Origin of the sequence: Sphingobacterium micropteri, from assembly GCF_014692515.1 — a bacterium.
GTDB classification, from domain to species: domain Bacteria; phylum Bacteroidota; class Bacteroidia; order Sphingobacteriales; family Sphingobacteriaceae; genus Sphingobacterium; species Sphingobacterium micropteri.
Map to the genome: position 1 here is coordinate 90531 of NZ_JACOIK010000001.1, position 15662 is coordinate 106192.

The 15662-nt window shown below is 42.5% G+C and carries 10 protein-coding genes; all 10 read left to right on the forward strand.

Annotated elements, in window-relative coordinates:
- The first annotated feature begins 31 nt into the window (after positions 1-31).
- Positions 32-1579: a DUF4979 domain-containing protein gene (locus H8B06_RS00335; RefSeq protein ID WP_190992297.1), complete on the forward strand. Its 1548-nt coding sequence runs from the start codon at positions 32-34 to the stop codon at positions 1577-1579.
- A gap of 96 nt (positions 1580-1675) precedes the next feature.
- On the forward strand, positions 1676-2896 hold the full coding sequence (locus tag H8B06_RS00340; RefSeq protein WP_190992298.1) for a glycoside hydrolase family 88 protein: 1221 nt from the start codon (positions 1676-1678) through the stop codon (positions 2894-2896).
- On the forward strand, positions 2874-4199 hold the full coding sequence (locus H8B06_RS00345; protein WP_223857390.1) for a sugar porter family MFS transporter: 1326 nt from the start codon (positions 2874-2876) through the stop codon (positions 4197-4199). Before H8B06_RS00340 ends, H8B06_RS00345 begins: the two co-directional genes overlap by 23 nt.
- A gap of 60 nt (positions 4200-4259) precedes the next feature.
- Positions 4260-6221, forward strand: a complete 1962-nt coding sequence (locus tag H8B06_RS00350) for a glycoside hydrolase family 97 protein (protein WP_190992299.1) — start codon at positions 4260-4262, stop codon at positions 6219-6221.
- Between the two features lie 25 nt (positions 6222-6246).
- Positions 6247-7671, forward strand: coding sequence for a glycosyl hydrolase family 28 protein (locus H8B06_RS00355; protein ID WP_190992300.1), 1425 nt, complete (start codon positions 6247-6249; stop codon positions 7669-7671).
- Positions 7672-7768: 97 nt separating this feature from the next.
- A complete protein-coding gene (locus tag H8B06_RS00360) occupies positions 7769-9325 on the forward strand; it encodes a hypothetical protein (protein WP_190992301.1) in 1557 nt (518 codons plus the stop codon).
- A gap of 4 nt (positions 9326-9329) precedes the next feature.
- Complete coding sequence (locus H8B06_RS00365; protein WP_190992302.1) at positions 9330-12068, forward strand: heparinase II/III domain-containing protein; 2739 nt, start codon at positions 9330-9332, stop codon at positions 12066-12068.
- Positions 12069-12085: 17 nt separating this feature from the next.
- Positions 12086-13771 carry a glycoside hydrolase family 43 protein gene (locus H8B06_RS00370; RefSeq protein WP_190992303.1) on the forward strand — a complete coding sequence of 562 codons (1686 nt, stop codon included), beginning with the start codon at positions 12086-12088 and terminating at the stop codon, positions 13769-13771.
- A 12-nt stretch (positions 13772-13783) separates the two neighbouring features.
- On the forward strand, positions 13784-14353 hold the full coding sequence (locus H8B06_RS00375) for an RNA polymerase sigma factor (protein WP_190992304.1): 570 nt from the start codon (positions 13784-13786) through the stop codon (positions 14351-14353).
- 94 nt (positions 14354-14447) lie between these two features.
- On the forward strand, positions 14448-15602 hold the full coding sequence (locus H8B06_RS00380) for a FecR family protein (protein WP_190992305.1): 1155 nt from the start codon (positions 14448-14450) through the stop codon (positions 15600-15602).
- The last annotated feature ends 60 nt before the right edge of the window (positions 15603-15662 follow it).

Genomic DNA, 15662 nt, shown 5'->3' on the forward strand with positions numbered 1-15662 from the left:
AGGCGTGAGCAACCAATTAATAAAAAATTATATGAAAAGATTAACATATAGAAAACTGTCACTAGCTTGGCTAGGGATGGTCATGGCGCTAATCATCGCTTCTTGCGAAAAAGGGCCTAATTTTAGAGAATTTTCATACCCTGCACCGATCGTGAATGACTTTTATCCGAAGCAGGGATATGTGGGAAGCCTGATTACCATTGAGGGAGCAGACTTCGGTACAATAAAAAATGCTGTCAACGTATATTTTGGCGATGTAAAGGCAGATTCTGTAAACCACGTGGAGGATAATAAAATCGAAGTATTGGTGCCGGAAAATGCTGTTTCAGGTGTTTTGACGGTAGAAATATTCGGAAAAAAGGATCAGACCAAGGATGATTTAACATTGTTGCCTTCGGCTAGGGTGATTCTGGTTAGTACGGATAAAGCGCAGGAAGGTGATGAGGTAACGATAACAGGAGAGCACTTTGGTGAAAACTTAGAACTGGTTCAGGTATTTATCGGTGAAGCGGAAGTAGACGTAATCAGTGTCAAACCTACAGAGGTACGATTTACAGTTCCAGATGTATCTTCGGGAAGTATTATCTTAATTGTCGACGGCCAACGTCTTACAGCTGGTTACCTGATGATTGGTCTTGAAAAATTAGAGGGCACACTGATCGGACATAGCGGATCTTGGGGAAATGATCCTAACACAACTATCCAAGCGGCAATAGATGGTGATTTCGCGACTTTTGTTGACGGGCCTTCCGGTGTGGTAGGGCATGTAGGTTATGATTTGGGTGTAGGCAAAGCCGCGATATTGAGTTCTGTCCGGTATGCACCACGTACACCTATCAACACCGGAGGAGGTAACTATCCTACGCGTATGATCGGTGGTGAGATCCGAGGATCCAATGATCCTTCGTTGGCGACATACGAAGTCTTGCATACGATTACAGTAGCACCACTGTCCGGAGATTTCACTGAAGCAACAATAGAGACGGAAAATTCCTACCGATATATCTATTACACAAATCCAGCTATTCCCGGCTGTAATATTGCAGAGATCGAGTTTTACGGTAATATCGTCGAGCAAGAAGTGATTGTTGGGCATTATATCTGGGAATTTACCACAGATGGAGATGCTGAAGGTTGGGAAGCACAGCAGGGAGGAGTGATGACCGTGAGCGGAGGTAAATTGAATGTTAAGTTTACACAAACTTCGGGAAATAAACGTGCCGATTTGAAGCAAACCAAATTGCCGGTTATTGTTCATACGGGTACCTATCCGATTTTCGCTATCAAGATGAAAAAACCGGAAGGAGCAAGGATTACCTTCGATACCAATAACGGTGCATTTGGTAATGGCTTTAATAAATATGCCACTGATTATGCAACCGAAGATGTGTATTTCTGGGATATGTCCGCTCTCAGTATGGGCAGTGGACCAGCAAGACCCAATGAAGAAATCAGCCTGAATACGTTCCAGTTGAAAATTGCCGATATACCACAGGATGATCCGGCTACTGACTATGAAATAGATTGGATCCGTACCTTCGAGAGCAAAGAACAGCTTGCAGCATTTTTGGGTAAATAGTGGGTTTACCAAAAAGATAATGAACCATGGAAAAGATAGATTCTTTTGTACGTCCTGTACAGCAGAATCTATCTTTCAAAAATTAATATAGTTTAGATGAGAAAAGCCTTTTTTGTAATGCCCCTGGTATGGATGGCGGTGAGTTGTCAACAGCCAAAATCTGTAGATATTGATGCGGAAAAAATATATATAGTCGATCAGATTAAATCCACCTTACATACGATTCCCGATACCGGTTTGAATATTCCTCGTAATATACAGGACGACGGTAAAACATGGCGCTATGTCTCTTATCAGGATTGGACGAGTGGATTCTGGGCAGGACAACTTTGGTATGCCTACGAACTTGCAGATAAACCGGAACTGAAAGAAGCAGCCAATCGTTTTACGGTAGAACTTAAACCTTTAGCCTATGAACCGGTCATTGACCATGATTTAGGGTTTCAAGTGTTCAATTCATTCGGACATGGCTACCGTTTGACAGGTAATGAATCCTATAAAGAAGTTGTTTTAGCCGCGGCAGATTCGTTGGCAACATTGTTTAATCCTGCCGTGGGAACAATTCTATCCTGGCCCCGATCAGTTCCGAATATGGAGTGGCCTCAACACAATACGATTATCGATAATATGATTAATTTGGAATTGTTGTTTTGGGCCTCGAAGAATGGCGGAGCAGATTCATTGTATAACATCGCGGTTAAACATGCAGAGACGACGATGAAAAATCATTTTCGGGATGACCATACGTCTTATCACGTGGTGATATATAATAAAGATACGGGTGAAATGATTAAGCAGGTGACCCATCAAGGCTACGCGGATGACACGATGTGGGCCAGAGGGCAAGCTTGGGCAATTTACGGTTATACGATGGTATATCGGGAGACGCGTGATCCTCGGTTCTTGGATTTTGCGCAAAAGGTGACTGATGTATATTTGGAACGGCTGCCGGAAGATTTAGTTCCATATTGGGATTTTAATGCACCGGATATCCCGGATGCACCACGTGATGTATCAGCAGCCGCTGTTGTGGTTTCGGCTCTTTTAGAACTGGCGCAATACGTGCCGGAAAACAAACAGGAACTTTATCGCGGCAAGGCAGAAGAGATGTTGAATTCTTTGGCACTTCGTTACCATGCAGGCCCACACAATTCAGCACTTTTATCGCAGTCGACCGGACATTATCCCGGCGGAACAGAAATTAATACCTCTATAAACTATGCAGATTATTATTATTTAGAGGCATTGCTTCGTTTTAAAAAGTTAACTAGTGAGAAACGGTTATACGGAATTAATGATGACAAAAAAAGCTTCTAATATTGCTCTTATTGCCGCTCTGGGTGGTTTTCTTTTCGGATTTGAAGTATCTGTTATATCTGGTGCGGAACAGGTCATTCAAAAATTATGGGAATTGGATTCTTTTTGGCTGGGCTTCACGGTTGCTTCTAGTTTGATCGGCACAGTATTGGGTTCCCTAATTATTGGAAAACCAACACAAAAATATGGGCGTAAGCCAGTTCTTTTTTTAATAGCCGCATTGTATTTGCTATCGGCTATCGGTTGTGCGATAGTATCCTCTTGGTTGATCTTTGTTTTATTCCGTTTCTTAGGGGGTATCGCTGTGGGGGCATCTTCAGTTGTCGGTCCGATGTATATCTCGGAGATCGCACCAGCTAAAATCCGCGGCCGATTGGCGGGTATGTTTCAGCTTAATATCGTAGCGGGTATCTTGGTCGCCTATCTAACGAATTATTTATTGGCTGGATATGGGGGTGACGAATCCTGGCGCTATATGTTGGCGGCAATGGGTGTTCCGGCAATTGTATTTTTTATATTATTGTTCTTTATTCCCGAGAGCCCGCGGTGGCTCGCTGTATCAGGGAAAATTACGGAGGCACAGCTCATTTTTCAGCAATTAGGGCAAGAAGAAGCGCTAAAACAGGTGTTAGATGAGCATAATAAACAAGATAAAGGAAAGAAAGAAAGCTTGTTTAACGGCAAGTACAATAAACCTATTTTTTATGCGATGTTGCTCGCGATGTTTAACCAGCTCTCGGGTATCAATGCGATTTTGTATTATGCTCCACGTGTATTTGAGATGGCCGGATTTGACCGGGCGGATGCGTTCCAGCAGTCTGTCTTTATCGGTTTGGCCAACTTTATTTTTACGATGCTGGCCATGACGGTTATCGATAAGTTTGGACGTAAAAAGCTCTTGCTTATTGGTGCTGCAGGAATGACGGTATTCTTAGTATTGACAGCGACTAATCTGATGAATGTATCCGAAGCGAATCCGTTGACTTTGGTGTATTTGGTTGGATTTATTGCCTGTTTTGCTTTTTCTCAAGGTGCCGTTATCTGGGTATTTATAGCGGAGATTTTTCCCAATGCCGTACGGGCGCAAGGTGCGGCACTCGGAAGTTTTACACATTGGATTATGGCTGCTGTAATTTCGTGGGTATTTCCGATTATTGTCGAAGGTAGTGTTTTGGGTGGATTTTATTCCTTTGTTTTCTATGGAATCATGATGCTGCTGTCGTTCTTGTTCATTTGGCGGGTAATGCCCGAAACAAAAGGTAAGAGCTTGGAACAGATACAGCAGGAGCTGGGAATTAAGTAAATCCCCTATCCCCCAAAAGGGGAAAATAAAGGAAAGGATAAAATAATAAACGTAACGATTATGATGTATAAAAGCGGCTTAATTATTTTTTTGATCAGCATGGCGTTTTATTCGAACGCACAGACCATCTTGGAGAACACAATACAACAGTTGGCTTCGCCTGATGGAAATTATCAGTATACACTGTATCAAAAGCAATTTCCGGATAATACAAAACAACTTTTTTACTCCGTCTCCTACAAAGGGAAAAGCATAATTAAAGAATCGGAACTAGGCGTGCTGATCGAGAACCAGCTATTTGAGTCGGCATTGGCCATTCCTAACGATACAAGTAAGATTTGGGGGGAGAATTTGTCGCTTACAGATGTTGAAACAAGAACGGTAAACGAAACATGGACACCTGTATACGGTGAGAGGAACAAGGTGAAAAACCACTACAACGAATTGGTGTTGAAGTTCCAAAAAGGCGGTGTTCCCGAAGCAGAAGGTATTTCTTCGACTTCTTCGGAAGGGCAGGGGCAAGCCTATGATAAAAGACAATATTATTACATGGATTTTATTGTTCGCGCTTATGATGAGGGCGTTGCTTTCCGCTACTTCTTTCCAGAAGCCACTAATGGACTTTTCCTGCATATCGTTGGCGAGCAAACACAATTTACCCTGCCAGAAGGTACTATGGCCTATCACGAACATTGGGCACAAGCGCCTTCCTTGTTAAAGCCGCTGAACGATTGGGATGGTGAAAGTGAGCGTCCATTGACCATGAAACTTGCCAACGGACTAACGGTTGCTTTGCTCGAAGCAGAAATGATCGACTACGCCCGCATGAAATTCCGTTTGGCAAAAGAGAATACCTTACAAGCATCACTTTACAGTTCAGTAGATGTCATTACGCCTTATGCAACGCCCTGGAGGGTGATCATGGCGTCGGAAAAACCGACTACACTCATCGAGAACAATGATATTGTCCTGAACCTAAATCCCCCGAACAAGATAGAAGATACCTCGTGGATCAAGCCCGGTAAAGTCATCCGTGTGGCAAGGCTGACACAGGCTGATGCTATAAAATGCATAGACTTTGCTGCCGAACGGAACTTACAATACATCCACATCGATGCCGGATGGTACGGTTCAGAAGTGCTGATGGCTTCAGATGCCACTTCTGTCGCGGAGAACCGTGATTTTGACATGCCGGAACTGATCAGCTATGCGGCTTCCAAGGGGATAGGTGTTTGGGTGTATGTTAACCAACGTGCCTTGTTGCAACAGCTGGACCAACTCCTTCCGCTTTACCAGAAGTGGGGATTAAAAGGGATTAAATTTGGTTTTGTTCAAATCGGTAACCAACGTTGGTCTACATGGCTACACGATGCGATACGCAAATGTGCTGAATACGGCTTGCAGGTAGATATCCATGATGAATACCGCCCTACAGGATTTAGTCGTACATATCCTAATCTATTGACACAGGAAGGTATCCACGGCAACGAAGAGTTTCCGGACGCGACCAATAACACAATTTTACCGTATACCCGCTTTCTTGCTGGCGCGGGAGATTACACCATCTGTTATTATGATCCACGTATAAAAACAACACATGCCCACCAACTGGCATTATCGGTTATCTATTATAGTCCACTCCAGTTTTTGTATTGGTATGATCAGCCTTCCGCCTATCAGGGCGAGCCGGAAATTGCATTCTTCGATAAAGTAAAGACCGTTTGGGATGATACGAAGGTACTTAACGGGGAGATCGGCGAGTATATCACCATGGCACGTCGGAGCGGCGAAGAGTGGTTTATCGGGGCAATCGGTAATAACGAAGCACAGCAGATTTCTGTATCGTTTGATTTTTTGGATAAAGGAAAAACCTATCTCGCCGATATATACATCGATGATGATTCGATAGATAGTCGTACGAAAGTTGGCGTATCACAAATGAAAATGAACGCTGCTACGGTCAAAGAATTTAATTTAAAACCAAGTGGTGGTGTGACACTACATGTTTACCCGAAAAAATAATATGTTATCTGTAAAACTACATACTATGAAATCTCTTTCTTTTTTATTTTTTTTTCTCGCGTTTGTTTCCGTATCGTTTGCGAACGATCCTTCTCAATTAGTGGTTTACCCAGCTCCGCAAGGCGCTTTATTGAATGACGATTTTGTGGTCAAAGTAAAGAATCCTGGCAAGGACTGGCAAGTTGTTCCAAACCATCTCGTTAAAGTTGATGAAGTTCGGGATGCGAAACATCATGTAGAGGATGCCTCTATGGCGTTTTTTGATTTTTCAGGAAACGTAGAAGTGTCCGTTACTTACAAAAAGGGAGATATATCCAAAGCACGCGTACGCCCCTTGTCTTATGGTATTGAACCGCAAATTAAAGGCAATACGTTGACATTTGTTTTGGATGAACCGCGTAATCTATCCGTGGAAGTGAACGATGATATTTTTCATAACCTGCATCTGTTTGCCAATCCAATGGTAGAAGAGATCCCCGATAAAAACCGTGCAGATGTGGTATACTTTGGGCCCGGGATACATGAGTTTAAGGATGCGGAATTTCATGTGCCATCCAACACGACGGTATATGTAGATGGTGGAGCAATCCTACGCGGTCAATTGTTGATACACGATGCAGAAAACGTGAACGTGATCGGTCGGGGCATGGTGGAGCATACAGTGAAGATGGGAATCCATATTGCCAATGCAAAGAATATCTACGTAGAAGGTCTTTTTACGACCCAATGTGCGGTGGGCGGCTCCGATGGGGTAACGGTACGGAATGTGAAAAGCATCAGTTATTATGGTTGGGGTGATGGAATGAATGTCTTTGCCAGTAACAATGTGTATCATGACGGTGTTTTTTGTAGAAACTCAGACGACTGTACCACGGTATACGCCACGCGCAAGGGGTTCGAAGGTGGGTGTAAGAATATACGGATGGAAAACTCCACTTTGTGGGCAGATGTGGCCCATCCGATTTTTATTGGTATCCACGGAAATGCGGATAATCCGGATACGATTGAAGATGTTGTTTATCGGAATATCGATATTCTGGATCATAAGGAAGTACAGTTGGACTATCAAGGTTGTTTGGCGATTAATGCTGGCGACAATAATACCATTCGGAATGTACTTTTTGAGGATATACGCATTGAAGATTTTCGGCAGGGACAGCTTGTGAATTTGCGTGTCTTTTTCAACGAAAAATATTGTCCTGCTCCCGGGAAGTTAATTGAAAATATCACCTTTAAAGATATCAGCTACGAAGGTGACGGTGGAGAGATATCTATTATTGCCGGATATAACGAAGAACGTAAGGTAAAGAATATCACGTTCCAAAATCTGCGTATAAACGGCAAACTGATTACAGACAATATGCCGGATAAACCAAAATGGTATAAGACGGGCGACATGGCACGTATTTTTATCGGGGAGCATGTGGAAAACGTTCAGTTTATTCCGTAATTATAATAATACTTAAAATCATTTTATTTTGAACACTTGCAATAACTTCCTTTCTGGTAAATGTATAACACTTCTGTTTACGTTCTTGCTATCGATTATGCAAGCTAAGGCAACAGAATATCAATGGTCTGTTTCCGTTCCGGGTTATATTTCGGAAGAAACGAAGAACAATCCACGGGCTTTTTTATGGATTCCGGAGGATTGTGTGCAGGTGAAAGCCGTTGTGTTCAGTCAGCAAAACATGTGTGAAGAAACCATTTTCGAGCATCCCAGTTTTCGGAAAACGATGGCAGAACTTGGTTTTGCGATCGTTTGGATTGCACCAGGGATTGATTATCCGTGGGATGAGACAAAAGGTCTACAGGAAATCTTCAATAAAATATTAAATGACCTTGCCGAAGTCAGTGGTTACACCGAGGTGAAACATGCGCCGTTGGTTCCTTTGGGACACTCAGCGATGGCTACTTTTCCGTGGAATTTTGCCGCTTGGAATCCTGGTCGCACTTTAGCAGTAGTGTCGTACAAGGGAGATGCCCCCCGAACCAATTTGACCGGATATGGTCGGGAAAACTTAGAATGGGGGCGTAATCGTAATATCGACGGTATCCCTGGATTGATGATAGAAGGGGAGTACGAATGGTGGGAAGCGCGCGTCAATCCTGCGTTAGCCTTTCGGATGATGTATCCCGAAAGCTGCGTTTCATTTCTTTGCGACCGAGGGCAAGGACATTTCGATGTGTCGGATAAGGTGGTGGATTATATCAACCTGTTTCTGCGAAAAGCGGCGCAATACCGCCTACCGGAAAGCCAACCGCTGGAAAAGCCTATGGAATTGAAAAAAATCAATCCAACGGACGGTTGGTTAGTCGGTCGTTGGGAGGCTAATGCGAAACGTGAAAAAGGGGCTCCTTTCAACCAATATAAAGGAAATAAGCATGATGCATTTTGGTATTTTGATCAAGAAATAGCACAAGCAACGGAGGATTATTACAGAGAAATCCCAAACAGAAAATTACAGTATATCAGTTTTCTTTCGGGTGGTAAATGGTTGAATTTCAAAAAAGAAAATCATTCGCAATATGAGCTGACTCCTGAGATCAATGATAAACTCACGTTCAACCTTTCAGCAGTTTATTCGGATGAAAATCACGTACAACTATCTGGCAACCATGCAAAGGAAAAGATTGTAATACATAAGGTAAACGGACCCATAGAAAAATTGAACGATACGACTTTTGCTTTACAGTTTTATCGCACAGGGTTCAACAACATAAAGCGCACCGGAGGAATCTGCTTAGTAGCCCAAAGTCCCGGTGATGAGAAATATAAGAGTGCCGTTCAACAGATTTATCTGAAGATACCTTACCCATTGAACCAAGGTGAAAGGCAATATATTCTGTTTCCGGGATTGCCCGATGTTGGTCAGCAAACCAAAGAAATGAAATTGAACGCAACAAGCGACAAGAATCTTACGGTTTCTTATTACATTCAGGAAGGTCCTGCCAAAATAGAAGGCGATAAAGTAATCCTAACAAAGATTCCGCCACGCGCTAGGTTCCCGATAAAAGTGACGGTTGTGGCATGGCAATACGGCGTGAATGGTAAAATTCAATCGGCGCAGCCGGTTGAACGTAGTTTTTACATTAAAAAATAACTATATGAAAAAGATTTACATATTCATATGGACATTGGTTATCGGAGGTTCTCTGTATGCGCAGCGGATACCATTACCCGCAACACTACCCGATACGCGACCTCGGCTGTTGAGTAATCCATCAGAAAAGCAACCATTGTTGCAGAAAATCCAACAGGAAAGATGGGCTGCTGAAGTGTTTTCCGGTATCAAAAATCGGGTGGATGGTTATGTGGAACGAACCACGACTCAGCCCGACTGGCTCTATTCCCGACTGATGATGTACTGGAAAAGCAAGGCTACTCAAGTTTATATCAACGGAGGTGTATATGCGAAAGCGGATGGCGAAGCACCAGTCCCTACGGTGCGTTTTGGGAGTAGCCGTGGGGTGAGTTCCCCGATCAAACGACCACAGCTAGAAGACATCGTGCCGTATATGGACGATACCAAAGGCGTTTATTTCCACAATACGGCAAAGGAGGGAAATCCTTTGGAATGGGCTGAGCAGGCAAATGTGTCTGGCAGTCAGATTGAAAGTGTGAACGAAGAAATTATTCGTATCGGTCGAGATGCTGCATTTTTATATTGGACGACGGGAGAAGAACGCTATGCAAAATTGGCGTATGGTGTGCTGGATACCTATCTGATGGGAATCTATCATCGTAATGAGCCTATTGATTTAGGCAACGGACATGCACAAACCTTGGTAGCTATGACGACTTTTGAGGTTATTCAAGAGCGTATTCTTGCCGATTTGGCCGAATATTATGATTTTCTACACGATTATATCAAAGAAAAACATGCCAATAAAATAACGGTATTTGAAAGTGCTTTCAAAAAATGGATAGATGTTACCATCAAAAATGGCGTTCCGCACAATAACTGGAATCTTCACGGGGATAAATTTATTCTACCAGTGGCGATGGTATTAGAAAACAATGCAAAATACGAAGATGGCAAAGGACGGGAATACTATATCGATTATATCCTCAACAAGAATTCGGCACGTCAATGGTCCGTACCGAAGTTGATGGCTTATGGCTACGATGCTGACAATGGCATTTGGAACGAATCTCTGGGCTATGCGCAGAGCGTGACGAGTATCTTTATGGATTTTATTGTTCACTACGACCATACGTTTCATCAGAACCTGCTGCCGTATATGCCGGTGATGCACAAAGCGGTGCAAGTGTTGCCACAGTATCTGTTCCCGAATGGACAAACCTCCGCTTTCGGCGATTCGTATTATGGGGGACTCAATACATCGGCCATGTATCAGATGATTCGATTGGCGCAAAAATATGGGCAAACCGACGACGAAGCGTTATATACGCGAATGTATAAATTGTTCAGCGGTGAGCAGGAGCTAAGTGATAATAAGCCGGTAAACTATTCGGCGCAAGTTGCTTCTTTCTTTTCGAGTAATCCGATAACGCTTCGAAAAGATGTATCGGCAGGGAAGCTATCCGATTATGTTACGCAGACTTTTTATGCACCCAATGTCAGTTGGTTTGTGCAGCGGAACAAGTTTACCGACCCCGAAAATGGGATGATGATTTCGCAATACGGTTCATTGGGAAATCACGCACATGCAAACGGCGTGGCAATGGAGCTTTATGGTAAAGGATATGTGTTGGGCGCGGAATCCGGCATAGGATCTTCCTATTTTGAAAAACCGTATTTGGAATATTACTCACAGTTTCCAGCGCACAATACCGTGATGGTGGATGGTGTTTCCAAATATCCGGAAATGTTGAGCAATCATCCTTTTGACTTACTCAGTAATTATCCTGCATCCGGACAAAAAGAAGGATATTACACCGATATTTCTTACTCGGATGTATATTTTCTCGAACCCGAAAGCCGAAGCGACCAGCGGCGTTTTTTAAGTATTGTACGTACAGGCGAAAATACAGGCTATTACATTGATGTTTTCCGCTCCAAGAAGCAGCGGTCGGGCGATAAATTCCATGATTATTTTTATCATAACCTCGGTTTGGAATTAACGATTCAAGATACCAAAGGCCAACAACTTGATTTGCAAACCAACGATGAAATGGCGTTCGCCGGCGGACATTTGTTTGCTTTGGATTATATGTGGGACAAGCGTTCGGCACGATCCGAAGACGATTACGAAGCGGTTTGGAAAATGCCAAGGCCGGATAGTAACCAAGTTTATATGCACTTATGGATGAAAGGCTACCCGGATCGAGAGGTATTCTCTATCAAGGCGCCGCCGGCGAAATCGTTCCGCGGAAACGGTGGTTTGCCATACGACCCCGCTAAAGTGCCGTTCCTAACAATTGCTGCGCGCCAACATGGCGAAGCGTGGAATCGTCCGTTCGTTTCGGTATTTGAACCTTACACCAGCAAAGAAGGGCGCTCGATCACTTCTATTCAGGCATTTGAAGTTGCAGGTAGTTCCGCTGATTTTGTTGGATTGGAAATCGAAAGTAAAAGTGGTCAGAAGGATATTGTTTTTTCTTCTGTAAAAGACGAGAATATTACGTATAAACAGATCAGCGCTAACGCAACGTATGCGATGGTCCGTGAGCATGGTAAAGATTTTGCCCTGTTTTTAGGAGGGGGGAAGGTGCTGCAGGCGAAAGGAATTACGATTCATGCTGAAAATCCAACGAATGTAGTTTTGGAATACAAGAGTGGGAAATATTACTTGCATACTGAAGGGACGATAACCGTCGCTAGGGGAAAAAGTAAAAAGAAGAAAATAGAAGCGCAAGGTTACAGTGAGATACTGTTGTAGATAGAAAACTAAAGAAAATGATAAACTCGATTATTCATAGATACTTTCTGGCAATCTTTTTGGTGTCGTGCATTGCGTTACCTGTTTTGAAAGCCCAAGTTCCGATTTCGAAAAGCTGGGTCTCCGACCAAGGCAACGGTACGTACAAAAATCCGGTTTTATACGCTGATTATTCCGATCCGGATGTGATCCGCGTCGGCGACGATTATTATATGACGGCTTCCAGTTTTAATTGTGTGCCTGGCTTGCCGATATTGCATTCCAAGGATTTGGTCAACTGGCAGATCGTGAACTATGCCCTTCGCGACTTAAATCTGGAAGGCACACCCGAAGGATTTTTTGATAAAGCGCAACACGGAAAAGGGGTATGGGCACCTTGTATCCGTTATCATAATAATGAATATATGATCTACTGGGGAGACCCGGATTTTGGTATTTATGTGGTCAAGACCAAAGATATTTTGGGTAAGTGGGACGAACCGATTTTGGTCTTGCCAGGTAAGGGACGTATCGATCCTAGTCCGTTATTTGATGATGATGGCAAAGTTTACCTAACACATGCTTGGGCGGGAAGCCGTGCTCAGTTCAATAGCGTAATGACCGTTTGTGAAATGGACGAAACGGGAACAAGGGTAATCAGTGAAGAAAGTCTGATTTTTGATGGAAATGATGGGGTCAATCACACGATAGAAGGGGGGAAGTTTTATAAAAAGGACGGATATTATTACCTATTGGCACCAGCGGGTGGGGTAGAAATGGGGTGGCAGATTGCTTTGCGTTCAAAAGAAGTATTTGGTCCTTACGAGGTTAAACGTGTTTTGGATCAAGGGAATACCAATATCAATGGTCCGCATCAGGGTGGGCTGGTACAGACACAGACCGGTGAATGGTGGTTTATTCATTTTCAGGATAAAGGGCCCTACGGTCGCGTGGCACATTTACAGCCTGTGCAATGGAAAGATGGTTGGCCGGTAATGGGCATAAACGATAAAGACTATTGTGGCGAGCCGGTTACAACCTATCAAAAACCGAATGTGGGAAAGCTATATCCCATTGCCACGCCGGCAGAGAGCGATGACTTTAACGCTCCAAAGCTCGGCCTGCAATGGCAATGGCACGCCAATCCACAACAGGGGTGGGGATTCCCATCGGCCAATGGCTATATACGTTTATACGGACAATACTATCCGGAGAACTATACCAATTTCTGGGATGTTCCTAACTTATTATTGCAAAAGCTGTCAGCACCGAAATTTACAGCTACAGCGAAACTTACGGCTGTATTACAAAATGAGGGTGACCAGGTCGGTTTGATCATGATGGGATGGGACTACGGTTATATTGCATTGAAAAAAACAGCTGATGGTTATGCCATAATATATGCGACTTGTGAAGATGCGGAACAAAAAGGAGAGGAAAAATTAAGGATAACTATCCCTGCCAAAAATTTGAAAACAGACGTGAAATATAATTACCAAACCCGGTTGGAACCGACGGATGTCTATTTGCGTGTTCACGTAGATGAAGGTGCTGTTTGCCGGTTTTCGTATAGCGTGGATGGCAAAGACTTTGTTCCAGTCGGTCAACCATTTCAGGCGAGACAGGGGAAATGGATTGGTGCTAAAACGGGGTTGTTTATATTAAATAAAGAACAGAATACAGCGCGTTCTTGGATGGATGTGGATTGGTTTAGGGTGGAGTAAAATAGTATTGATATGAATGATTGTACAGAAGAAAATAGGTTATTATGGCTTTCTTTTTTAAAGGGAGATCAAGATGCTTTTTCTACACTGTATAAAAACAATTATAGGATGTTATACGCTTACGGTCGGCGATTGCAGATGGAAGAGAACCAGATACGGGATATTATCCATGATATATTTCTAAAACTTTATGCTAAACCTGATCTCATAAAAAATGTGACGACGATAAGGCCCTTTTTATTGGTGTCTATGCGTAATGCATTTATTAACTGGAAAAAGAAAATGCAACGGCAAACCGATATGGATGTGTTGGATTTTGACCTTCATTATACAGTAGAAAATGAATTTTGGGATAAAGAACAGTTAATGGATGTTAAAAAGAAAGTAGAACATATTGTTCAACAATTGACCCCCCGTCAAAAAGAGATTATTTATTTACGTTTCCTATATGAGATGAGTTATGAAGAAGTGGCACAGATCATGGGCATGTCTGAACAAGCAGCTAGAAATCTGGTTTACCGTACAATGGATCGAATCAGAAAAGATAATTTGCAGGCAGCATTTGCACTTTTTTTATTTTAGCCCACCCCCTAAAAATTTTTTTCATAAAAAGTAAAAAAGACTGATTACATAATCGGTCTTTTTTTGTACTACCTATATAACCACTGATATAAACATGGGGAAAACAGCAGAAGATATGATGGAGCAGTTCCTGTTTCATGCAGAATTGATGGCCATTGCAAAAGAAAATAACGAGGAAAAACTTGCGACATTTCTAGATCGACATCCAGGTCAAGAGCAAGTTATTCGTCAAGCATTTTTATTACTTCAAAATTTAAAAATAGAGGAAGAAGAGGTCTCCGAGCAGCTGATAGAAGCAGATTATCAACGTTTACGAAAACAAACGAGTCGTACTAAGATACGAAAAATGTATCTATGGATTGCGTCGCCCGCAGCTTGCATACTGTTAGTTTTGTTTTCATTATGGTTTAAAAAAACAACTTCAGATTCTTCTGCTATACGGAAGGATGTGCTCATTCTCTTGGATTCTATGAACGTGGATACCGGATCGGTTTATCTGGCAAATGGGCAATCGCAAGTGTATATTACCGATGAAAAAACTATTCAACAGACAGCGGAAGGTGGAATCGCGATACATGATCAAGATTTGTTACAATCAGCGGATATAAAGAGTGATTTTCTTCAGCTGGTAGTGCCTAGAGGAAAAAGAACGACGATCAATTTTAACGATGGCACACGTGTTTGGGTTAACTCGGGGACCAAACTTATTTATCCCAAAAAATTTGCATCAGATACGCGTGATATTTTTGTTGATGGAGAAGTGTATTTGGAGGTGGCCAAAGATACAAACAGACCTTTTTTTGTACATACGAAGCATATAGATGTACGGGTTTTGGGTACAAAATTCAATGTTAACGCATACTCGAGCGAGGAAGAGATGTCTGTTGTGCTAGCTGAAGGTAGTGTCGACGTGTTGGCAAAAGATGCACAGAAGTCCGGTATCTTAAAGCCGAGTCAAGGATTCTTTATTAAAAACGATGAAGTGAAAATACATGCTGTAGATGCTTATGCCTATATTTCTTGGAAAGACAATGTGATGAAGATTAACCGACAGCCGCTTCATATAATCTTGAATCGATTATCTAGACATTATGCCGTTAAATTTCATGTCGATAAGGATTTATCAAATGAGCGATACACCGGTACGTTGAAACTAAACGAATCCTTGGATAAAGTGCTGAATAGTTTGTCGTTTAGTACAGCATTCACCTATGTTCGAGAGGGAGATGATATTTATTTGAAATTTTAAGACAATAATGAACACCAAATTATGATGAAAGGAGGGTGCATCAAGTAATAGAGAATAAAA